At 58.9% G+C, this 21,584-nt stretch carries 25 protein-coding genes; 4 read left to right on the top strand and 21 right to left on the bottom strand.

What is annotated here, in order from left to right:
• Window position 1 precedes the first annotated feature (1 nt).
• The 16 genes from queE to KJY40_RS23720 all read right to left on the bottom strand — a co-directional run bounded on the left by queE (window position 2) and on the right by KJY40_RS23720 (window position 12,967).
• A complete protein-coding gene (gene queE / locus KJY40_RS23645) occupies window positions 2–649 on the bottom strand; it encodes a 7-carboxy-7-deazaguanine synthase QueE (RefSeq protein ID WP_007951198.1) in 648 nt (215 codons plus the stop codon).
• Window positions 650–814: 165 nt separating this feature from the next.
• Window positions 815–1,654, bottom strand: coding sequence for a tol-pal system protein YbgF (gene ybgF / locus KJY40_RS23650; protein ID WP_011335639.1), 840 nt, complete (start codon window positions 1,652–1,654; stop codon window positions 815–817).
• 6 nt (window positions 1,655–1,660) lie between these two features.
• Window positions 1,661–2,158, bottom strand: coding sequence for a peptidoglycan-associated lipoprotein Pal (gene pal, locus KJY40_RS23655; RefSeq protein ID WP_003178634.1), 498 nt, complete (start codon window positions 2,156–2,158; stop codon window positions 1,661–1,663).
• A gap of 52 nt (window positions 2,159–2,210) precedes the next feature.
• Entirely contained in the window at window positions 2,211–3,491 is a 1,281-nt protein-coding gene (gene tolB / locus KJY40_RS23660; protein ID WP_166742344.1) for a Tol-Pal system beta propeller repeat protein TolB, read from the bottom strand.
• 17 nt (window positions 3,492–3,508) lie between these two features.
• Window positions 3,509–4,588 carry a cell envelope integrity protein TolA gene (gene tolA, locus KJY40_RS23665; RefSeq protein ID WP_011335641.1) on the bottom strand — a complete coding sequence of 360 codons (1,080 nt, stop codon included), beginning with the start codon at window positions 4,586–4,588 and terminating at the stop codon, window positions 3,509–3,511.
• On the bottom strand, window positions 4,588–5,040 hold the full coding sequence (gene tolR, locus KJY40_RS23670; RefSeq protein WP_162130475.1) for a protein TolR: 453 nt from the start codon (window positions 5,038–5,040) through the stop codon (window positions 4,588–4,590). Before tolR ends, tolA begins: the two co-directional genes overlap by 1 nt.
• Before the next feature lie 23 nt (window positions 5,041–5,063).
• Window positions 5,064–5,759, bottom strand: a complete 696-nt coding sequence (gene tolQ / locus KJY40_RS23675) for a protein TolQ (protein ID WP_007912733.1) — start codon at window positions 5,757–5,759, stop codon at window positions 5,064–5,066.
• Window positions 5,749–6,216 (bottom strand): tol-pal system-associated acyl-CoA thioesterase, encoded by a 468-nt coding sequence (gene ybgC, locus KJY40_RS23680; protein ID WP_007951203.1) that lies wholly within the window; start codon window positions 6,214–6,216, stop codon window positions 5,749–5,751. Before ybgC ends, tolQ begins: the two co-directional genes overlap by 11 nt.
• A 127-nt stretch (window positions 6,217–6,343) precedes the next feature.
• On the bottom strand, window positions 6,344–7,405 hold the full coding sequence (gene ruvB / locus KJY40_RS23685; RefSeq protein ID WP_207983759.1) for a Holliday junction branch migration DNA helicase RuvB: 1,062 nt from the start codon (window positions 7,403–7,405) through the stop codon (window positions 6,344–6,346).
• Window positions 7,406–8,014, bottom strand: coding sequence for a Holliday junction branch migration protein RuvA (gene ruvA / locus KJY40_RS23690; RefSeq protein ID WP_007951205.1), 609 nt, complete (start codon window positions 8,012–8,014; stop codon window positions 7,406–7,408).
• Between the two features lie 114 nt (window positions 8,015–8,128).
• Complete coding sequence (gene ruvC / locus KJY40_RS23695; protein WP_007951206.1) at window positions 8,129–8,656, bottom strand: crossover junction endodeoxyribonuclease RuvC; 528 nt, start codon at window positions 8,654–8,656, stop codon at window positions 8,129–8,131.
• 157 nt (window positions 8,657–8,813) lie between these two features.
• Window positions 8,814–9,560 carry a YebC/PmpR family DNA-binding transcriptional regulator gene (locus KJY40_RS23700; protein ID WP_003227527.1) on the bottom strand — a complete coding sequence of 249 codons (747 nt, stop codon included), beginning with the start codon at window positions 9,558–9,560 and terminating at the stop codon, window positions 8,814–8,816.
• Between the two features lie 124 nt (window positions 9,561–9,684).
• Window positions 9,685–11,460 (bottom strand): aspartate--tRNA ligase, encoded by a 1,776-nt coding sequence (gene aspS, locus KJY40_RS23705; protein WP_007951209.1) that lies wholly within the window; start codon window positions 11,458–11,460, stop codon window positions 9,685–9,687.
• Window positions 11,461–11,568: 108 nt separating this feature from the next.
• Complete coding sequence (locus KJY40_RS23710; RefSeq protein WP_007951210.1) at window positions 11,569–11,790, bottom strand: FmdB family zinc ribbon protein; 222 nt, start codon at window positions 11,788–11,790, stop codon at window positions 11,569–11,571.
• 113 nt (window positions 11,791–11,903) lie between these two features.
• Complete coding sequence (locus KJY40_RS23715) at window positions 11,904–12,251, bottom strand: ribbon-helix-helix domain-containing protein (protein WP_230733120.1); 348 nt, start codon at window positions 12,249–12,251, stop codon at window positions 11,904–11,906.
• A gap of 245 nt (window positions 12,252–12,496) precedes the next feature.
• Window positions 12,497–12,967 carry a Dps family protein gene (locus tag KJY40_RS23720; protein WP_007951212.1) on the bottom strand — a complete coding sequence of 157 codons (471 nt, stop codon included), beginning with the start codon at window positions 12,965–12,967 and terminating at the stop codon, window positions 12,497–12,499.
• Window positions 12,968–13,275: 308 nt separating this feature from the next.
• On the opposite strand from KJY40_RS23720, the gene KJY40_RS29640 reads away from it, so the two are divergent.
• On the top strand, window positions 13,276–13,878 hold the full coding sequence (locus KJY40_RS29640) for a cold-shock protein (RefSeq protein WP_321576979.1): 603 nt from the start codon (window positions 13,276–13,278) through the stop codon (window positions 13,876–13,878).
• A gap of 94 nt (window positions 13,879–13,972) precedes the next feature.
• On the opposite strand, the gene KJY40_RS23730 is transcribed toward KJY40_RS29640, so the two are convergent.
• The 3 genes from KJY40_RS23730 to KJY40_RS23740 form a co-directional block, all read right to left on the bottom strand.
• Window positions 13,973–14,179 carry a SlyX family protein gene (locus tag KJY40_RS23730; RefSeq protein ID WP_230733122.1) on the bottom strand — a complete coding sequence of 69 codons (207 nt, stop codon included), beginning with the start codon at window positions 14,177–14,179 and terminating at the stop codon, window positions 13,973–13,975.
• Between the two features lie 3 nt (window positions 14,180–14,182).
• A complete protein-coding gene (locus KJY40_RS23735) occupies window positions 14,183–14,608 on the bottom strand; it encodes an HIT family protein (RefSeq protein ID WP_230733124.1) in 426 nt (141 codons plus the stop codon).
• 470 nt (window positions 14,609–15,078) lie between these two features.
• Window positions 15,079–15,432 carry a hypothetical protein gene (locus tag KJY40_RS23740; protein WP_157222925.1) on the bottom strand — a complete coding sequence of 118 codons (354 nt, stop codon included), beginning with the start codon at window positions 15,430–15,432 and terminating at the stop codon, window positions 15,079–15,081.
• A 75-nt stretch (window positions 15,433–15,507) separates the two neighbouring features.
• On the opposite strand from KJY40_RS23740, the gene KJY40_RS23745 reads away from it, so the two are divergent.
• Window positions 15,508–16,854 carry an OprD family porin gene (locus KJY40_RS23745; RefSeq protein ID WP_085606620.1) on the top strand — a complete coding sequence of 449 codons (1,347 nt, stop codon included), beginning with the start codon at window positions 15,508–15,510 and terminating at the stop codon, window positions 16,852–16,854.
• 123 nt (window positions 16,855–16,977) lie between these two features.
• On the opposite strand, the gene KJY40_RS23750 is transcribed toward KJY40_RS23745, so the two are convergent.
• Together KJY40_RS23750 and KJY40_RS23755 are read right to left on the bottom strand one after the other, a co-directional pair.
• Complete coding sequence (locus KJY40_RS23750) at window positions 16,978–17,817, bottom strand: mechanosensitive ion channel family protein (protein ID WP_007951217.1); 840 nt, start codon at window positions 17,815–17,817, stop codon at window positions 16,978–16,980.
• A gap of 138 nt (window positions 17,818–17,955) precedes the next feature.
• Entirely contained in the window at window positions 17,956–18,441 is a 486-nt protein-coding gene (locus tag KJY40_RS23755) for a YajQ family cyclic di-GMP-binding protein (protein WP_007951218.1), read from the bottom strand.
• A 140-nt stretch (window positions 18,442–18,581) separates the two neighbouring features.
• Between KJY40_RS23755 and KJY40_RS23760 the strand changes: the two genes are divergently transcribed.
• Window positions 18,582–19,499, top strand: a complete 918-nt coding sequence (locus KJY40_RS23760; RefSeq protein ID WP_230733126.1) for a putative 2-dehydropantoate 2-reductase — start codon at window positions 18,582–18,584, stop codon at window positions 19,497–19,499.
• A 45-nt stretch (window positions 19,500–19,544) separates the two neighbouring features.
• Window positions 19,545–21,581, top strand: a complete 2,037-nt coding sequence (locus tag KJY40_RS23765) for a sensor histidine kinase (protein ID WP_230733127.1) — start codon at window positions 19,545–19,547, stop codon at window positions 21,579–21,581.
• The last annotated feature ends 3 nt before the right edge of the window (window positions 21,582–21,584 follow it).

Raw genomic sequence — 21,584 nt, forward strand, 5'->3', positions numbered from 1 at the left:
CTCAGCGCCCCGGCTCATCATTCCATAGATATTTATGCAGCTGCAGTTGCAGGCGCACTGGCAGGTTATCCGCCACCACCCAGTCCGCCAGATCCCGAGCGTTCAGGTCGTGGTGACTTGGGGAAAACAGCACTTCACCTGCACGTCGCTCGAGACCGTACTGGATCAGCTTCGATACCGCCCAGTCATAGTCCTCCCGCGAGCAGATGACAAACTTCACCTGATCGTTGGGCGTCAGCAGTTCGATGTTCTCGTAACGATTGCGATGGGCTTCTTTGGAGTCTGGCGTCTTCAGGTCGACCACCCGACTGACCCGCGGATCTACCGCCGAGATGTCGAGGGCGCCGCTGGTTTCCAGCGAGACTTCATAGCCGGCATCGCACAACTGTTTGAGCAAAGGGATGGCATTGGGCTGTGCCAGCGGCTCACCCCCAGTGACACAAACGTAGCGCGGGCGAAAGCCGGCCACTTGTTCGAGGATGTCGTCGAGGGTACGGATCGTGCCACCGCTGAACGCGTAGGCGCTGTCGCAGTATTGGCAACGCAATGGGCAACCGGTCAGGCGCACAAAAACCGTGGGCAGCCCGGCAGTCCGCGTTTCCCCCTGCAACGAGTAGAAAACTTCGGTGATTCTCAATGTGTCTTGCATAGTCGCCACGGGCGTAACAGCTAAACAGGCTGTCCGCCTCCGTCAGGCACTTCAGGCAACCCCGCCAACGCGTAGATCACCAGAAGCGTGTTTCATAAAAGGGCGTGAATTCTAACGAAAAAACCCGCGACAAGCGCGGGTTTCTTCCAAACGGGTCAAACGCCGTTACATGCGTTGCAGATCGCGCTGGGCCAACTGAGCGGCGGACGTGCCCGGATACTGGGCCACCACCTGCTGCAGAATACCTTTGACCTTGTCGGTATGACCGAGGCGGCGCTCTACGTCAGCCAGCTTGTACAGCGAATCCGGCACTTTGGCGTGCTTGGGATACAGCTGCGAAACCTTGGCGAAAGCCTGACCTGCACCTTGCAGATCGCCTTTGGCCAGGTTCACTTCACCCAGCCAGTACTGGGCGTTGCCCGCGTATTGGCTGTTCGGGTATTTACGCAGGAACGCGGCAAACGCCTGGCTGGCCTTGTCGAAATCCTTGGCCTTGATCAGGTCGAAAGCTGCATCGTAATACAGCTTTTCCTTGGCCGGATCAGCCGGTTCGCCACCCGCGGCAGGTGCCTGGGCGGCCGCAGCGGCCCCGGCTCCAGCGGCGGCACCGGCAGCAGCACTTGCATCGCCACCGGCAGAAGAATTCTCGGGAGTCGCGGCAGGTGCAACACCGGATCCTATGCGCCGATCAAGATCCTGGTATCGCTCCAGGGATTCCTGTTTCATGCGCGAAACTTGATTCTGCAGTTCTTCGATCACACCTTGCTGGCGCGACAGTTGATCCTGCATTTGTTGCAGTTGGTTGAACAGCATGCCTTGTGCCGAGGCAGGGGCCGAAGCCGCTCCCCCGGCATAGGCGCCGTTCGTACCGTAACCTGCAGGCGGATAACTGCTCCCGCTATTGTTATAACCGGAGTTGTCATCGACCACAGGAACCGCAGCCCACGCCGCAAGCGGCGCGAGGCTGAGAGCCAGAACAGTTACAGCACGACGGCACGTTCGCATATCGAATTACTTACGCAGTTCGACGCGACGGTTTTGAGCCCAGGACTGCTCGTCGTTGCCGGTAGCAACTGGACGCTCTTCGCCGTAGGAAACCAGTTCCAGCTGAGCTGGGGAAACACCTTGCAGTACCAAGTAGCGCTGAACGGCTTTCGCACGACGCTCGCCCAGTGCCATGTTGTACTCACGAGTACCACGTTCGTCGGTGTTGCCTTCCAGAACAACGCGAGCGCCGTTTGCTTTCAGGTCTTTGGCGTGAACGTCCAGAGCGCGCATGGCTTCTGGCTTCAGGTCCGAGCTGTCGTATTCGAAGTAGAAGGTGGTGATTGCGCGCAGAGCAGCTTCTTCGCTCAGGGAACCGTCAACTGCACCAGTGTTTGCGCCGTAACCAGCGTTTGGATCAACAGCGCCTTCACCGGCGTTGTCGCCGCCTTTGGACGAGCAACCTACAGCTACAGCCATGGCCAGAGCCAGCGCAGCAAATTTACCAAACTTCAGCATTTCCATCGTGAAACTCCTAATGAACCCCAGTGTGTTAAGTAAAACGTAAAGCGCCGCGTCAGTTCAGGTAAGGGGACCAGGACGGTTCTCTGACTTCGCCTTGAGCGGTAGGAAGCGGGAGCCTCACGCGTCCATTAATGGACACGAGCATCAAGACTCCCCGGCCCTGCTGGCGGGTGGCGTAGATTACCATGGTGCCGTTGGGCGCAACAGTAGGCGACTCGTCCAGAGTGCTATCAGTGAGGATTTTTACACTTCCGCGCTGCAAATCCTGGGCCGCCACTTTGAAATTGGTGAAACCGTCCTGACGATGGATCATCACCAGGGTCTTTTCATCCGCCGAAAGCTTAGGGTTGGCGTTGTAGTTGCCCACGAACGTCACACGCTCGGCACCGCCGCCACCGGCACTGGTCTTGTAGATCTGCGGTTTGCCGCCACGGTCGGAGGTGAAGTAGATGGTCGAACCATCCTTGCCCCAGTACGGTTCAGTGTTGATGCCAGGACCTGCGGTCACGCGGGTGATCTGACGCGAACCGAGGTTCATCACATAAATGTCCGGGTTACCGTCTTTCGACAGCACGAACGCCAGGCGATTGCCGTCCGGCGACCAGGCTGGCGCGCCGTTCAGGCCTTCGAAGTTGGTGATCTGCTCGCGGCGACCGGTGTCGATGTTCTGCATGAAGATGCGCGGACGCTTCTGTTCGAACGACACGTAGGCGATACGCTTGCCGTCCGGTGCAAAACGCGGCGACAGGATCGGCTCGCGCGATTGCAGCAGGGTTACGGCGCGGGCGCCGTCATAGTCCGAACGCTGCAGGGTGTAACGGGTGTTCTTCTCGGAGAAACGCTCGGCTGTGACGTACAGCAGGCGAGTCGAGAATGCACCTTTGATGCCGGTCAGCTTTTCGAACGACTGATCGGAGATGTAGTGCGCCATGTCACGCAGCTGTTCGGTAGTACCGGACACACTGCCATCAGCCACTTTCTGCTCGGTGGCGACGTTGAACAGAGCCCACTGCACCTGCAGACGGCCGCCGGCCGGCACGATGCTGCCGACCATCATGTATTGCGCACCCACCGCCTTCCAGTCACGGAAGATGATTTCGCTCGGCTGGCTTGGCTGGCTGATCATGTTTTGCTTTGGAATCGGCGAGTAATAGCCCGAGTTGCGCAAATCGTTACCAATGATTTCAGCCATGTCATCCGGCAGGACGGCACCGCCCTGGAAACCGAACGGTACGACGGCGATCGGAGTCGCCCGATCGCTGCCGCTGGTGACCAGAATATTCTTTTCATCCGCCATCGCGATCCCTGCCATGCAGCAGATCACGACCAGCATTCCTCGAAGAAGGTTTCTCACAAGGCTAGATCCTCAGGTGTGAATGTCATCTTGAATGAACGATACGGAGCGAAATCGCTCGGCTTCATTCCCTGCATTTCCGTCAAACGTCCAATATTCTTGACCGCCGCCACTGCCGACGCATCGAACGGACCGTCGCCACTGGACTTGGCCACGCTGACCGAAGTCACCGTACCGTCCGGCAACATGCCGATCTGCAGCACAACCGTCATGCCTTTGCGTGCCGAAGGTGGACGTGCCCAGCCTTCCGCTGCCCGCGCACGAATCAGGTCATCGAAACTGCCCGCGACTTCATCTCCCTGCTCATCGGCCAAGGCCTGCTGGCGCTGCGGCGTGTCGGAAAGCAAATCTGCCAGGGCCTGAGCCTTTTTGTCTTCGGCGGATTTACGTGCTGCGTCCTGCGCTTTCTTCTTCGCAGCATCGGCAGCAGCTTTCTTCTTCGCGTCTTCGGCGACTTTCTTCTTCGCCTCTTCAGCTTCAGCTTTCTTCTTGGCGTCTTCGGCGGCTTTCTTTTTCGCGTCTTCGACGATCTTCTTCTTGGCTTCTTCAGCGGCCGCTTTCTTGGCCTCTTCTTCAGCAGCCTTTTTGGCTTCTTCTTCGGCTTTCTTCTTGGCTATATCAGCCAATTGTTTCTCTTCTGCCTTCTTGGCTTCGGCGGCTTTCTTCGCGTCGTCGGCTTTCTTGGCTTCATCAGCCTTCTTCGCCTCGTCCGCTTTCTTCGCCTCATCGGCCTTCTTGGCTTCCTCGGCCTTTTGAGCCGCTTCTTCTTTCTTTTGTTCCGCAGCCTTCACCGCTTCCTGCTCGACCTTTTTCTGCTCCATCTGCTCGACTTCGGTCTGGCGCGCGGCGGATTTCTTCGCCTCACCCGCAATCTTCTGATTGGTCTGGGTGGTTGCCTGACTTTTCGATTTCAGCTGGTACAGGGTCGCCTGGACAATCGGCTTGGCCGGCGGCAGCTCCGGGGTCAGGGCGAAACTGACGAACAGCATGCCGAACACCAGCACGTGCAAGCCAATCGCCCAGACACTAGGCCAGAAGTAGCTTTCCGAGGCGGACGGCTCTCGCTGTTGCTGCATCAGGGCGCCTCGGTGATCAAGCCAACGTTACCGACCCCGGCTTTCTGCAACCCGCCCATGGCGCCCATGACGGAGCCATAATCGACGGACTTGTCGCCACGGATGAAGACCTGGGTACGCTTGCCGCCTTCAGTGCCGGCGCGAATGATCTTGGTCACCGCATCGGTCATCTGTGGCAGGGTCATGGCCCGGTCCTGCTGCTTCTCGGTGTCGACTTCGCTGCCAAGGTTCCAGTAGTAGGTCTTGTCCGACTTGATCGAAATGGTCAGCACCTGGGTGTTGTTGTCCTGCGGCAAGGCTTCGCTGGAAACCTTGGGCAGATCCACTTTCACGCCCTGATTGAGCATCGGCGCAGTCACCATGAAGATGACCAGCAGCACCAGCATCACGTCGATGTAAGGCACTACGTTCATCTCGGCGACCGGCTTGCGCTTGTGTCGGGCTCGAGTGATTAAAGCCATCGGGAAATACCTGCTTATTCTTCGCTGGTGTGCACTTTGCGGTGCAGGATCGCCTGGAATTCATCGGCGAAGGTGTAGTAGCGGCTCAGCAAGGTTTCGCTGCGGGCAGAGAAACGGTTGTAAGCGATAACGGCCGGGATCGCGGCAAACAGACCGATCGCGGTGGCGATCAGGGCTTCGGCGATGCCGGGTGCCACGGTAGCCAGGGTGGCCTGTTGGGCGCTGGCCAGACCACGGAAGGAGTTCATGATCCCCCAGACGGTACCGAACAGACCGATGTACGGGCTGACGGAACCTACGGTGGCGAGGAACGGCAGGCTCTGCTCGAGCTTTTCTTCTTCGCGGGAGATGGCGACGCGCATGGCACGGGCCACACCTTCCATCACCGCTTCAGGGTCGACGCCTGGCTGCTGACGCAGACGGGAGAACTCCTTGAAGCCGGCACGGAAAATCTGCTCGACGCCCGAATCCGGATCCGGGTTGCTGCCGGCCTGACGGTAGAGTTTGGACAGGTCGATACCCGACCAGAAGCGCTCCTCGAAGCTCTCCAGGGCACGTCGACCGGCGCGCAGCAGGTTGCTGCGCTGAAAGATCATGATCCATGAGGTCACCGATGCGGCCACCAGGGTCAACATTACCAACTGCACCACGATGCTGGCATTGCTGACCAGGCTCCACATGGAGGAATGGTCGACGACGTTAGCTTCCACGCTTTATCTCCTGCTTTGAGTGTGTACCCGTGCCGACCGCGTCGGCAAAGGCCGCACGCAGGTCTTCGGGAAGGGCCCGGGGTTTCAAACTGTTAGTGCGCACACAGGCCACCAGAAACTGCCCCTCGCAGAGCAGCACATTATCCGTTGCCCGCCTGACCTGCTGTCGAAAGCGCAGGCTGGCACGGTTCAATTCGATTACATCAGCGCTTACCAGAAGCTCGTCGTCCAGTCGCGCCGGCGCGTGATAACGCGCTTCGCTGGAATGCACGACGAACAACAGGTCCTCCCCTGCCAGCGCCGACTGGGCAAAGCCCAGCTCCCGGAGCCGCTCGGTTCGAGCCCGTTCCATAAACTTGAGGTAATTAACGTAATACACGATGCCGCCCGCATCGGTGTCCTCGTAATAAACGCGACAACGATGTGCGAACGGCTCAAGCCCGTTTTGCGCGCGCATACTCTAGTGCTTACTCCTCGGGTTGCCAATCCGGCCAGGCAACTGTTTTTCATTGTTCGAAGGCTTTACCGCAAAAGTACCGTCCTGAGACAGTACAAACGCTGAATAAATCGACAATAAATGTGTATTAATCGTCCACGGCATCGAGAAACTCGTCTACCACGGGCATCTCGCCCATTCGTGTCGGAATGTTTAAACCAAAATGCAGGTACGCGTGGCGGGTAACCACCCTGCCGCGCGGCGTCCGCATGATGTAACCCTGCTGAATCAGGTATGGCTCCAGCACGTCTTCAATGGTGTGGCGTTCTTCGCTGATCGCCGCCGCCAGGCTGTCGATGCCCACCGGACCGCCGTCGAACTTCTCGATCATCGTCAACAACAGACGCCGGTCCTGGTGATCGAAACCATGCTCATCGACATCCAGCAGGTTCAATGCCAGATCCGCGACGGACTTGGTGATATGCCCCTTGGCCCGGACTTCGGCAAAATCCCGCACCCGACGCAGCAGCCGGTTGGCGATTCGCGGCGTACCACGGGCGCGGCGGGCAATCTCGAAAGACCCTTCCGGATCCAGCGGCAGACCGAGAATGCTCGCCGAACGGCTGACAATCGTCGCCAGGTCAGCGGTGCTGTAGAACTCGAGACGCTGGACAATACCGAAACGGTCTCGCAACGGGTTGGTCAGCATGCCCGCCCGCGTGGTCGCACCGACCAGGGTGAACGGCGGCAGATCAAGCTTGATCGAACGCGCCGCCGGCCCTTCACCGATCATGATGTCGAGCTGGAAATCTTCCATCGCCGGGTACAGCACTTCTTCGACAATCGGCGACAGACGATGGATTTCATCGATGAACAGCACGTCGTGCGGCTCAAGATTGGTCAACAGCGCCGCCAGATCCCCCGGACGTTCCAGCACCGGGCCGGAAGTGCTTTTGATCGACACGCCCATTTCCTGGGCGATGATGTTGGCCAGCGTGGTTTTACCCAATCCCGGCGGACCGAAGATCAGGGTGTGGTCGAGGGATTCGCTACGGCCACGGGCGGCCTGGATAAACAGTTCCATCTGCTCGCGAACGGTCGGCTGGCCGATGTATTCGGCCAGGCTGACGGGACGTATCGCCCGATCCTGGACTTCTTCGCGCTCACGCGGACTGTGCGTGGCGGCGATCAGACGATCAGCTTCAATCACTTAAATCATTCCCTTCAGGGCGCGTCGAATCATGTCTTCGCTGCTCAGGCCTTTCTCTTTGATCGCGGAAATCGCCTTGCTCGCTTCCTGTGGCTTGTAGCCCAGGGAAATCAGCGCGCTGACCGCATCGTTCTCGGCGGTATTGACCGGCGCCGGGCCGTCCGGCTGGTTCGGCACCAGTGCGAACATGGCCGGCGAGGTTTCCCAGGCCTTGAAGCGATCCTTGAGTTCGACCAGCAGACGCTCGGCGGTTTTCTTGCCCACGCCCGGCACCTTGGTCAGCGCCGAGGTGTCCTGGGATTGCACGCAGCGGATCAGCTCATCGACTTCCAGACTCGACATCAACGCCAGGGCCAGTTTCGGCCCCACACCATTGAGACGGATCAACTCGCGAAAAAAGTCTCGCTCACGCTTGCCGGCAAAACCATAGAGTAACTGCGCGTCTTCACGTACGACCAAATGGGTGTGCAAGGTCAGTGGTTCACCGACCGACGGCAGACGATAAAGGGTGGTCATGGGCACTTCCAGCTCATACCCGAGGCCGTTTACATCCAGAATCAGGTGCGGCGGCTGTTTCTCAGCCAGAGTGCCGCGCAAGCGTCCAATCACGTTTCAGATCCTTGAGCGTTGGCCAGCCGTGGGCTGGCGACCGACAGAACATGGATTTGCGGCCGACGACCCAGGCGCGAAATCCACATTCCGTGAAATTGACTGCTGATGCTATCAGAGACGCAGGCGCCCGCCACGACTGCGTGCCGTTCCCAAGCCATGCGGCAACAGACTGGAGCGGGTGTGAGCGTGACAAATGGCAATCGCCAGGGCATCCGATGCGTCGATTTGCGGTTTGCTGGTCAGTTTGAGCATGTGCATGACCATCATCTGCACCTGCTCTTTATTGGCGGCGCCGGTTCCCACCACAGCCTGCTTGACCTGGGTGGCCGTGTACTCGGCGATCTCCAGGCTTTCTTCGGCGCCGGCAACGATAGCGGCCCCACGGGCCTGCCCGAGCTTGAGCGCCGAATCGGCGTTTTTCGCCATGAACACCTTTTCGATGCCCATGGTGACCGGGCCATAGGTCTGGATGATTTCACGCACGCCGCGATAGACGATCTGCAACCGTTCATGCAGCTCGCCAGCACCGGTGCGGATACAACCCGAGGCGACATAGATGCAGCCGCCGCGTCCGGTATCGCGAACAATGCCGTAACCGGTAATGCGCGAACCGGGGTCGATACCAAGAATTAAAGTCATAAGCCTGCTGGTTCGGTAAAAGCACTGAATTCGAGATAACGCATAACAAATGTGGGAGCTGGCTTGCCAGCGATGACGGTGTGTCAGGCACCATCATTACCTGATGTGCCGACGCCATCGCTGGCAAGCCAGCTCCCACATTGCAGCCTAGTCGCTCTTAACCGAGCTGAGCGGCCACGTCTTCCGGAATGTCCGCGTTGGAATAGACGTTCTGCACGTCGTCCAGGTCTTCCAGCATGTCGATCAGCTTGAGCACCTTCTCGGCGCCCTCCAGATCCAGTTCGGCACTGGTGGTCGGCTGCATGACGATTTCCGCGTCATCACCCTTGAAGCCAGCGGCCTCCAGGGCATTGCGTACCGCGTAGAAACTGGTGAACGAAGTGAACACGTCGATCGAACCGTCTTCGTGGCTGACCACGTCGTCGGCGTCGGCTTCGAGCGCCGCTTCCGTCAGTGCATCTTCGTCGACGCCCGGTGCAAAGCTGATCTGCCCCTTGCGTTCGAACAGATAGGCTACCGAACCGTCGGTACCGAGGTTGCCGCCACATTTGCTGAACGCGTGGCGCACGGCCGCGGCGGTGCGGTTGCGGTTGTCAGTCATGCACTCGACCATAACGGCAACACCGCCAGGGCCATAACCTTCGTAGGTCAGTTCTTCAACGTTGTCGGCTTCGGTCGCGCCGGCGCCACGGGCCACGGCACGATCGATGATGTCCCGGCTCATGTTGGCGCCCAGCGCCTTGTCCAGTGCCAGACGCAGACGCGGGTTGGAGCCCGGATCACCGCCGCCCTGACGGGCCGCCACGGTCAGTTCGCGGATCCACTTGGTGAAGATCTTGCCTCTCTTGGCATCCTGGCGTTCTTTGCGGTGCTTGATGTTCGCCCACTTGGAATGACCTGCCATAACTCGCTCCGAATTCTCTTGAACAATGCCCGCCATGCAGGTGCATCGGCCAGCAAAAAAAACTTGTTTTCAATCACTGCAGAAAGAAAAAAGGCGCATCCGAAGATGCGCCTTCAGGCCCGTCTTACTCGGCCTTTGGCGTTTCGCGCAAACGAATGTGCAATTCGCGCAATGCCTTCGCATCCACGACACCCGGCGCCTGCGTCATCACATCGGCAGCACTCTGGGTTTTCGGGAAGGCGATCACTTCACGGATCGACTGGGCGCCGGTCATCAGCATCACCAGACGGTCCAGACCGAAGGCCAGACCACCGTGCGGCGGCGCGCCGTATTTCAGGGCGTCGAGCAGGAAGCCGAACTTCTCTTCCTGTTCCGCTTCGTTGATGCCCAGCAGACGGAACACCGCCTGTTGCATCTCTTTGCGGTGGATACGGATCGAACCGCCACCCAGCTCGGTGCCGTTCAGCACCATGTCGTAGGCGCGGGACAGAGCGCCAGCCGGGTTGGCTTCCAGCTCTTCCGGCGAGCACTTCGGCGCGGTGAACGGGTGGTGCAGAGCCGAGAAGCTGCCGTCATCGTTCTCTTCGAACATCGGGAAGTCGACGACCCACATCGGTGCCCACTCGCAGGTCAGCAGCTTCAGGTCGTGACCGAGCTTGATACGCAGCGCGCCCAGGGCTTCACTGACGATCTTGGCCTTGTCGGCGCCGAAGAACACGATGTCGCCGTCGACTGCGCCGACGCGATCGAGGATCACGTTCAGGTTGGCTTCCGGGATGTTTTTCACGATCGGCGATTGCAGACCGTCAACACCGGCAGCACGCTCGTTGACCTTGATGTACGCCAGGCCCTTGGCACCGTAGATACCGACGAACTTGGTGTAGTCGTCGATCTGCTTGCGCGGCATGCTCGCCCCGCCTGGAACGCGCAGCGCGGCGATACGGCATTTCGGATCGTTGGCAGGGCCGCTGAAGACCTTGAAATCCACTTCTTTCAGCTGATCGGCCACGTCGACCAGTTCCAGCGGGTTACGCAGGTCTGGTTTGTCGGAACCGTAACGACGCATGGCCTCTTCGAATGTCATGTGCGGGAATTCGCCGAATTCCAGATCCAGCACTTCCTTGAACAGGTTGCGGATCATGCCTTCGGTCAGGCCCATGATGTCTTTTTCGTCGAGGAAGCTGGTCTCGATGTCGATCTGAGTGAACTCAGGCTGACGGTCGGCACGCAGGTCTTCGTCGCGGAAGCACTTGGCGATCTGGTAGTAGCGGTCGAAACCGGCAACCATCAGCAGTTGCTTGAACAGCTGTGGCGATTGCGGCAGGGCGAAGAACGAACCGGCGTGGGTACGGCTCGGCACGAGGTAGTCGCGCGCGCCTTCCGGAGTGGCACGGGTCAGGATCGGCGTTTCGACGTCGAGGAAGCCGTTCTCGTCCAGGTAGCGACGGATGCTGGTGGTCATGCGCGAACGCAGACGCAGCTTCTCGGCCATTTCCGGACGACGCAGGTCCAGGAAGCGATAACGCAGACGGGTTTCTTCGCCCACGTCGGAGAACTCGTTCAGCGGGAACGGCGGGGTTTCCGACTCGTTCAGTACTTCCAGCTCGTAGCCCAGCACTTCAATCATGCCCGACGCCATGTTGGCGTTGGTGGCACCGGCCGGACGCAGACGCACCTTGCCGGTGATCTTCACGACGTATTCGCTGCGCACGCGATCGGCGGCGGCGAAGCTCTCGGCGCGATCCGGATCGAACACTACCTGGGCCAGACCGTCACGATCACGGATATCGAGGAAAATCACCCCGCCGTGGTCGCGACGACGGTGAACCCATCCGCAAAGGGTAATTTCCTGGCCTTCCAGGCTTTCGTTCAGTTGGCCGCAATAATGGCTGCGCATCATGGTAGTGGTTCGCTTCTCGTAATTCGAAATTCGGTGGAGATCCGGTTGCACTCAAGCACTGTGCAACCTGTGGAAACTCGCGCGTGTCGTTCGACCTGGGTTTGAACCCTAGTCAGATTTGTCGCCACCGGCCAGATTCTTCTTCGCGCCGGTCTTGAAATCGGTTTCGTACCAGCCGCTGCCACTGAGGCGAAAGCCCGGCATCGACAACTGCTTCTTGAGTTCCGGCGCCTGGCAGGCAGGGCAATCGACCAGGGGTGCGTCGCTGATCTTTTGAATGGCTTCCAACTGATGACCACAGGAAGCACATTGGTAATCGTACATCGGCATGGGGTTGTCTCGGCAATCAGATTGCCAGCACACGCAAGGCTGTGCGGCGAAAGAGCGGGATTATATCCATTAAATGCGGCCTGTGCAGCCGGAAGACTGCACAGACCGTCTCGTCAGTGACAACCTCCGCCGTTGATCCCGGGAGAATCCCGCAGCCCATTCACCACACACACCACCCGCACCAGACCGCTGAAGTTTTTCACCCCGCCATGGCGCAGGTGTACTTCACGATCGACACGGGACAACAGCGCGCCGACCGAACAGCAATTGTCCTCGGCCATCCGGCCCAGGATGTTCCAGTAAACCTGCTCCAGCCGCATGCAGGTCGCGAACCCGTTCAAGCGTACCGATCGGGACAACGGCCGGATCAACGCCATGTCGAACCCGCCGAGAAACGGCTCCACGATTCTCTCTTGCTGCGAACCGGCAACGATCTCTGTTCGCCTGTCTCCACCTTCCATATCACTGACACTCCTTTGTCATCTCTGCGCTTGTTATCAAGGCAACATCCTGTGACCTCATTAAAAGCGCAGGTGCAAAGGCAGATCCAGATGACTTTTTGACCATCCACGTAGGATAAGCCAACGCGATACAGAGGATCATGGAGCGGCGGGTCGTCTTCCTTGTTTCCTACCGTTGCGAATGATTTTTCCGGGCAAAAAAGAGAAAAGCGCACGAACCATGGAGATCCGTGCGCCTCCCGTGATCAAGCCTCGAGCAGCGCCCGCAACATCCACGCGGTTTTCTCGTGAACCTGCATGCGCTGGGTCAGCAGGTCGGCGGTCGGTTCGTCGCTGACCTTGTCCAGCAAAGGAAAAATCCCCCGCGCGGTACGGGTTACCGCTTCCTGCCCCTCAACAAGTTGTTTGATCATGTCCTCTGCACTCGGCACGCCCTCCTCTTCTTTAATGGAAGACAGGCGTGCATAGGTCGCGTACGCGCCCGGCGCCGGAAAACCCAGCGCCCGGATGCGCTCGGCGATCGAGTCGACCGCCAGGGCCAGTTCGTTGTATTGCTCCTCGAACATCAGATGCAGGGTCCGGAACATCGGCCCGGTGACGTTCCAGTGAAAGTTGTGGGTCTTCAGATACAGCACGTAGGTGTCCGACAACAGGCGCGAGAGCCCCTCGACGATGGATTTGCGGTCTTCTTCACTGATACCGATATCGATTGCCATGCTTACCCCCTAAAGGCGATTGAATTCATCCAGCAGGTGTCGGTTCACTGTAGCAAGGCCACCCACGACTCGCAGCCCCCCGCATGAACCCGATAGACGCGACAAATCGTCCGGTGCCTGCCGCCGGCCGGCGTGATTTGAGTAGCCGCAGGCTTTGCTGTTAAATAGGCAGTGTGTCGCTACGCCCCGTTTTCCGGGCCTGCGCATAGGCTGATGCCGGGCACGTGTCCAACGCCTCTTATTGTTCCGAAGCGAACCGTGCGCCTTCAGCTCTTCCTTGTGAGCCGTCATAACGTGAGTCAATAAAAATGTTGAAAATCGTCCACCTGCTAATGGGCGCAGCAGCCTTGCTGCTGTCCTTCATACCCAGCCTGAAGTCCGAAGCGGTACCTTACCTGCAACAACCCGATGCACTTTACCTGGCCTTTTTCGGCCTGCTGAACCTGATCCTTGCGCCAGTTATCCCTTACTGGAACAAAGGTCCGCGCCAGCATCTGCAAAACCTGGTCAGCGCCTTGCTGGTCCTGACCGTTGTCCTGCAAACCCTGACTCTGATCGCGCCGATGCCTGTCATCGCCGGCCAGCCAGCCGTGCTGTTCAGCCTGGTGATCGCACTGGTCGCCGTGGTTCTGCACCTGGCCGTCAGCTTCTATAAATCTTCACCGGTCGCCGCCGCGCAAAGCTACGACATGAGCAACCGCGATACCGGCACCGTCAAGTGGTTCAACACCTCCAAGGGCTTCGGTTTTATCTCCCGGGATTCCGGCGACGATATCTTCGTGCACTTTCGCGCCATCCGTGGCGAAGGCCACCGCGTTCTGGTCGAAGGCCAGCGTGTGGAGTTCTCGGTGATGAACCGTGACAAGGGCCTGCAGGCCGAAGACGTGATCGCCGCCCTGCCGCGTCGCTGATCCACGTCCTTCGCAATAAAAAAACCGCGAACAGCCTGGCTGTTCGCGGTTTTTTAATGCGCGCTCTATTCACGGGAGCATGCCCGCACACATTTCAATAGTGTGGCGGTGGCGTATCTTCTTCAAAGGATCCGATCTGCCCCACCATCTCTTCCTGGCGCTTGAGTACGGCCGCCATCTGCAATTGCAGACGCTCGACCACACGCTGCTGCTCCACCAGCACATCATTCAATGCCTGAATGGTGTCGTCCTGAAACGCCAGGCGACTTTCCAGCTCGGTAACACGTTGTTCGAGGCTCATGACTCAGCCCTCCAGAAAGGTGAATTCTTCGTCCAGCACCAGACGCAGGCGCTCGCGGATCGCGGCCACTTGCTCGGCACTGTAAGGCCTGGCGGGATGTTTGCCCCAGACCGGTGCTGGCCAGGCGGCGTCGTCCCGTTTACGCACGATCACATGCATATGCAGCTGGCTGACCACGTTACCCAGGGTCGCGACATTCATCTTGTCGGCGTCGAAGGAATCCTTGAGCACCTCGGCCAGGGCCGTGGTTTCCTGCCACAGGCGCTGCTGGTCGGCGACATCCAACTGAAACAACTCGCTGATATCGTCGCGGCGTGGCACCAGGATGAACCACGGGTAGTTGGCGTCGTTGGACAACAGCAGTCGGCAAAGCGGGAAATCGCCGATGGTCAGCGTGTCCTGTTGAAGTCGTGGATCTAAAGCAAACACTGCGCGCACTCCCGGCGAAATGACCTGTTTTCAGCTTAGCGCCCCGCTGTGAATGCGCTGCGCCAAGCGACTGGACGGCAGCATACCTGCGATTGGAGTGAGCTTCACGGCGAACAGCGTTGCCGCAAGAATGCCTCCACGCTCCGGGATGTGACATTTATGCCTCGCGTGCACCAGGACGGAACCGGGAATGCGAATAAACCGAGCAAAATGACCCGCTCACACCTCAGCGTTTACGTTCATCCAGCGACCCAACTGTATGAATTCAGTACAGCCTTTGAATTTTTTTGCACCAAAACCGCACAGTGCGTCTACGCTCAGTGCGTCGGGCATCCGCCGAATACTCACCGACGGGGTGAACCGGTAACGTTTTTGGTTGTCGCGCTGCGACTTTCAGGGAGCAACACCATGCGAAGGACGGCGTCAAGCCTGTTTGAAAGGCCCTCGAAGCCCCCGGTTTTATGAGGTTTTTACAGCGTCAGACGAGCACCTTGAAAAAAACCGGAACAATTCAGCGGTTTGTGCACGCTTGTTGCATTCATACCCATATGGACTATAAGCGCACCACAAGAAGTGGATGCCTTGAGCCCCATAAAAACAGTGGCAGGGTTGCCCGATGGAGATTCAAGCGTTTTGCCAAGGGACTCTTTTTTACCGATGCTCAAGCCCTGTAAAACAGCGCTGAAGTTGTCAGTCCCATTGCATTTGGACTGTAAATTTGCGACATCTACCAAGCCGATTGCGACACGCTCGTAAAGAAGCTGAAAGGTTGGATGCGCAAGTATCGCCAACATGGTCGGCGTGATATAAGTTTGCGCCGACACAAAAAGAAAGAGCCGCCCAGATAATAAAACAGGTGGGACGGCAGTACTCTTCTAAAACCAAAGGAGCAAATCACGATGCGCGTGATGAAGTGGAGCATGATCGCACTGGCAGTTGCAGCAGCCGCCAGTACTCAGATGGCTACGGCCGCACCGTTCGTAAGTGACCAGGCAGAAGCCAAAGGCTTCGTTGAAGACGCGAAAGCTGATTTGCTGATTCGCAACTATTACTTCAACCGTGACAACAAAGACGGTGCCCGTGACGTTAAAGACTGGACCCAGGGTATCTGGGGCAACTTCAGCTCCGGTTACACCCAAGGTACTGTTGGCGTCGGCGTTGATGCGTTCGGCTACCTGGCCATCAAACTGGACGGCGGCGCCGGCACCAGCGGCTCCGGCAACATGAGCCGCAGCAACGAGTTCAATGCAAACGGTTCCCGCGACCCTGACGACAGCCAAGGCAAAGCCGGCGCTGCCATCAAGTTCCGCGTATCGAAAACCGAGCTGAAAATCGGTGACATGCAGCCTAGCACCGCTCCGGTGTTCGCTGTCGGCGGCTCCCGTATCCTTCCGCAAACTGCCAGCGGTTTCCAACTGCAGAGCAGCGAGATCAAAGACCTTGACCTCGAAGCCGGTCACTTCTACTCGGCAACCAGCCAGGACCGCAACTCCCGTGAAGGTGGTCTGTACGCGACCTACGCCGGCGTCGAAGCCAACACCATCGACTACTTCGGTGGCAAGTACGGCATCACCGAAAACCTGAGCGCATCGCTCTACGGCGCCAAACTGGAAGACATCTGGAACCAGTACTACGCCAACGTGAACCTCACCACTCCATTCGGTGGTGACACTTCGCTGAACACCGACTTCAACATCTATCGCACCACCGACACCGGTAGCGCGAAAGCCGGTGACATCAGCAACACCGCGTTCTCCCTGGCCACCGCTCTCTCGTTCCTGAAAGCGCACACCATCACCCTGGCGTTCCAGAAGGTCAACGGCGACACTCCGTTCGACTACATCGGCGTGGGCAAGAACAACCGTGGCGGCGACTCGATCTTCCTCGCCAACTCCATCCAGTACTCTGACTTCAACGCCCCGGGCGAGAAGTCTGCCCAGATCCGTTACGACATCAAAATGGCCGAGTACGGCGTTCCAGGTCTGAGCTTCATGACCCGCTACGTTAAAGGCTGGGACATCGACGGCACCCACACTCCAGCAGGCAGCGCCTACGCTGGTCTGTATGGTGAAGATGGCAAACACAACGAAACCAACTTCGAAGCCAAATACGTAGTTCAGTCTGGCCCGGCCAAAGACCTGTCCTTCCGTATTCGTCAGGCCTGGCACTTCGCTAACGCCGACGAAGGTGAAGGCGATACCAAAGAGTTCCGTCTGATCGTCGACTACCCGCTGTCGCTTTTGTAATCGCACCGAGTTAGTTGCGGTAACAAAACAAAAAGGCCCATCTTCGGATGGGCCTTTTTTGTTGTCTGCTTGTTACATTAATTGCCTGACCGATAAGTCAGGCAATTAATTAGCAACCTATCATTACACTGCCGATTCCTGAACCACACGAATCACTCGTTGTGGAAACGGGATATCAATGCCTGCAGTCTTTAAACGATCACGGGACTGTTCGTTAAACATGAACATCACATCCCAGTAATCCGCCGTTTTAACCCACACACGCAGGGAAACAGTGATCGAACTGTCACCCAGCGTCGAAATAACGGCCTGAGGTGCCGGATCCTGCAACACGCGATCATCCTTGGCCAGATCCAGCAGCACCTGACGGGCCTTTTGCAGATCGGCTTCGTAATCCACACCTACGTCGAACACAACCTTGCGGGTTGGCTGACGGTTGGTGTTGGTGATGATGCCGTTCGACAGGTTGCCGTTCGGGACGATGATGGTCTTGTTGTCACCGGTACGCAGCACGGTGTGGAAGATCTGGATACTGTCGACGGTACCCGCCACACCCTGGGCTTCGATCCAGTCACCGATGCGGAACGGACGGAACAGCAGAATCAGCACGCCGCCGGCGAAGTTCGCCAGGCTGCCCTGCAATGCCAGACCGATGGCCAGGCCGGCCGCACCGATCGCCGCCACGAACGAAGTGGTCTCGACGCCGATCATCGACGCCACGCTGACGATCAGCAGCACCTTGAGAATGATGTTGGCCAGGCTGCTGATGAAACCTTGCAGCGCAAGGTCAGCATTGCGCAGCGCCAGCAGGCCGCCGAGCTTTTGCGTGACCTTGTTGATCAGCCACCAGCCGATGGCCAGGGTAATCACCGCCAGCAGCACACGGCTGCCGTATTCCATGATCATCGGAATCCACGCCTGGGATGCCTTGACCAGGTTGTCCACCTCAGCATTCAAATCCATCTTTTATCTCCTGATTGCCGGCTTCCCGGGCTGTAAAAAACCAGCGGCAGAAAGACCGAACCGAAGAGGGCTCAATCGTTTCTGCCGTTGCTTGGGCCTCGGACGCATTAAACGCCGAGAGGTTCCCGACCGAAAAGCTTAGTCGCGGAAGTTGTTGAACTGCAGTGGCATGCCGAATTCCTTGGCACGCAGGGCCGCGATGGCTTCCTGCAGGTCGTCACGCTTCTTGCCGGTCACACGCACCTGCTCGCCCTGAATGGCAGCCTGCACCTTGAGCTTGGCTTCCTTGATGTGGCCGACGATCTTCTTCGCCAGTTCCTTGTCGATGCCTTCCTTCAGCACGGCGTCCTGCTTCATCAGCTTGCCCGAGGCGAAGGAATCTTTGACTTCGAGGCACTGCACGTCGATCTTGCGCTTGACCAGGGCCAGCTTGAGGATCTCGATCATCGCTTCCAGCTGGAAATCGGCTTCAGCAGTCAGGTGGACGGTCAGGTCCTTTTCCTTGAATTCAAAGCTGCCCTTGCCTTTCAGGTCATAACGACGATCGAGTTCCTTCACGGCGTTCTCGACCGCGTTGGTGAGTTCGTGTTTGTCCAGTTCGGATACCACGTCGAACGACGGCATGTAATCTCTCCAATAAAAAGGCGCGCTCGTACGGGACGCGGCGCGCTTGGCTTGCGGTTAAAATCGGGCTCATTATAACGGGTCTTTTCCCACCGACACGGCGAGCCTTGCATGCCTGTACCTTACCGAGTGAAAAACTGATGTCCACCCCCTGGCACGTCCTCGGCGCCGGAAGTCTCGGCACGCTCTGGGCCGCGCGCCTGGCCCGGGCCGGATTGCCAGTCCGGCTGATCCTGCGTGACATCGACCGTCTGCACGACTATGCGACGGCGGGTGGCCTGACCCTGGTCGAACAAGGCGTGGCCTGCAGCTACGCCATCCCCGGTGAAACCCCGGACAGTCCCGGCCCCATCCGCCGGCTGCTGGTGGCCTGCAAGGCGTACGACGCCGAAGCTGCTGTGGCCGGGCTTGCCCATCGTCTGGCACCCGATGCCGAACTGATTCTTTTGCAGAACGGCCTCGGCAGCCAGGAAGCGGTCGCCGCGCGAGTCCCGCAAGCCCGCTGCATCAGCGCCTCCAGCACCGAGGGCGCGTTTCGCGATGGCGATTGGCGCGTGGTGTTCGCTGGCCATGGCTACACCTGGCTCGGCGACGTCGGTCATCCGGTAGCACCGATCTGGCTGGACGATCTTGAGGCAGCGAAAACCCCCCATGAATGGAGCGCCGACATCCTTACCCGCCTGTGGCGCAAACTGGCGCTCAACTGTGCGATCAATCCGCTGACGGTGCTGCACGAATGCCGCAATGGCGGTTTGCAGCAACATCACTGCGAAGTTGCCACCCTGTGCGGCGAACTGACCGAACTGCTCGAACGCTGCGGGCAACCAGCAGCGGCAGACAACCTGCAACAGGAAGTCGAACGGGTGATCCAGGCCACGGCGGCGAATTTCTCGTCCATGTACCAGGACGTGGCCAGCCAGCGCCGCACCGAAATCAGCTATCTGCTCGGCCATGCCTGCAAGGTTGCAGAGCGTCATCAGTTGAACTTGCCGCATCTGAAGCAATTGCAGCAGCGCCTGACCGCTCATCTGCACAGTCTCGGATTGCCCGTCGACTGAGCAGCGGCTACGCTGGCCACTTGTTCCTTTGCTGCGATAAACCTGATGCCATTGCGCCAGCGTCTTGAAAACCTGCCGGTCGGCCAGAAACTGCTGGCCGCCCTGCTGGTGCTGTTGACCACTGTGTTGCTGGTCGCCAACCTGACCTTTATCAGCGCCGCCTATTACATTTCCCAGGAAAGCATGGCGCCACAGGCGTTGCAGACCATTGGCCGACTGGTGTCCAACCCCAGCCTGGTGGCCGAAGCCTTGCAGTCGCCGCAAAGCGCCGAGCGCCTGCTCAATGAACTCAACAGTTATTCCCCGCTGCGCGCCGCCGCCTTATACGACGGTAAGGGCGAACGCCTGGCGCAGTTGCAGCACGGTGACAAACTCAACCTGCCGGAACGCTACCGGCACATTGAAGCCTGGCAATTGACCGAGTTTCGCAGCAACCAGTTGATCACCCTGCCCCGCCCCGGCACTGCGCCGGGCCACCTGCTTTTGGTGGCCAGCAGCGAACTGCCGGTCGCGTTTTACACCGGCACACTTACGGCCAGCCTGGGGATCCTGATTTTCAGTGTGTTGCTGTGGCTGGTCATCGCCCGGCAGATCAAGCGCCTGATCACCCGGCCGATCCATCAGCTGGAAGAACTGTCCCGCCAGGTGACCCGCGAGGAGAACTACGCCCTGCGCGCGTCCCGGGGCAACCATGACGAAATCGGCAGCCTCGCCGAAGCGTTCAACACCATGCTCTCGCGCATCGAGGCCCGGGAGCAGCAGCTCAAGCGCGCCCGTGACGACTCGCAAGCCGCCTACGATCAGGCCCAGGGTCTGGCCGAAGAAACCCGGCACACCAACCGCAAACTGGAACTGGAAGTCCAGGTGCGCAGCAAGATCGAGAAGAAGCTCACCGGGTTCCAGAACTACCTCAACAGCATCATCGACTCCATGCCTTCGGCGCTGATCGCCCTCGACGAACAGCTCTACGTCACGCAATGGAACCAGGAGGCCAGCGCCCTTTCCGGTACACGGCTGGACGAAGCGCTGAACCAGCCGATCTTTCTCGCCTTCGAACCGCTCAAGCCATTCCTGCCACAGCTCAAGCAGACCGTCGAACAACACACGGTGGCGAAAATCGAGCGGGTGACGTGGTTCAAGGACGACGAGCCCAAGCACTACGCCCTCACCTTCTACCCGTTGATGGGTGGTGCCGGGCGTGGCGTGGTGATCCGGATCGACGACATCACCCAGCGCCTGTCGCTGGAAGAAATGATGGTGCAGTCGGAAAAAATGCTGTCGGTCGGTGGCCTCGCCGCCGGCATGGCCCACGAGATCAACAACCCGCTGGGGGCGATCCTGCACAACGTGCAGAACATTCGCCGACGTCTGTCGCCAGACCTGCCGAAGAACCTCGAGCAGGCCGAGCAACTGGGCATCGAACTCGATACCGTGAACCGCTACCTGCAAGGCCGGGAAGTCCCGCAACTGCTCGACGGCATCCAGCAGGCCGGTGCCCGGGCGGCAAAAATCGTCACCCACATGCTCAGCTTCAGCCGCCGCAGCAACCGCCAGATGGCGCCGTGCGACCTGCCGGCCCTGATCGATCAAGCCGTGGAAATCGCCGGCAATGACTTCGATCTGGCCATCGGTTTCGACTTCAAAGGGCAGGCAATCATTCGCCAGTTCGACCCGGCGTTGGGCCCGGTGCCCGGCACCGCCAACGAACTCGAGCAGGTGCTGCTCAACCTGCTGAAAAACGCCGCACAGGCGATTCACCAGCGCGAAGATGACAGTGAGCCGGGGCGAATCACTTTGCGCACTCGCCTCAATCCGCCCTGGGCCGAGATTCAGGTCGAGGACAACGGCATCGGCATGAGCGAGAACGTGCGCAAGCGCACCTTCGAGCCGTTCTTCACCACCAAGGAAATCGGCCAGGGCACAGGCCTCGGGCTGTCGGTGTCGTACTTCATCATCACCAACAATCACAAAGGGCAGATGGAAGTGCAGTCGGCGCCGGGGCAAGGCACCTGCTTCACCCTGCGCCTGCCACTGGCGCAGCCGGCACCCATTGCCGCCGAAACCAATCAATTACCGAGGTAAACC

Source organism: Pseudomonas fitomaticsae, from assembly GCF_021018765.1.
In the GTDB taxonomy this organism is placed as follows: Bacteria; Pseudomonadota; Gammaproteobacteria; order Pseudomonadales; family Pseudomonadaceae; genus Aquipseudomonas; species Aquipseudomonas fitomaticsae.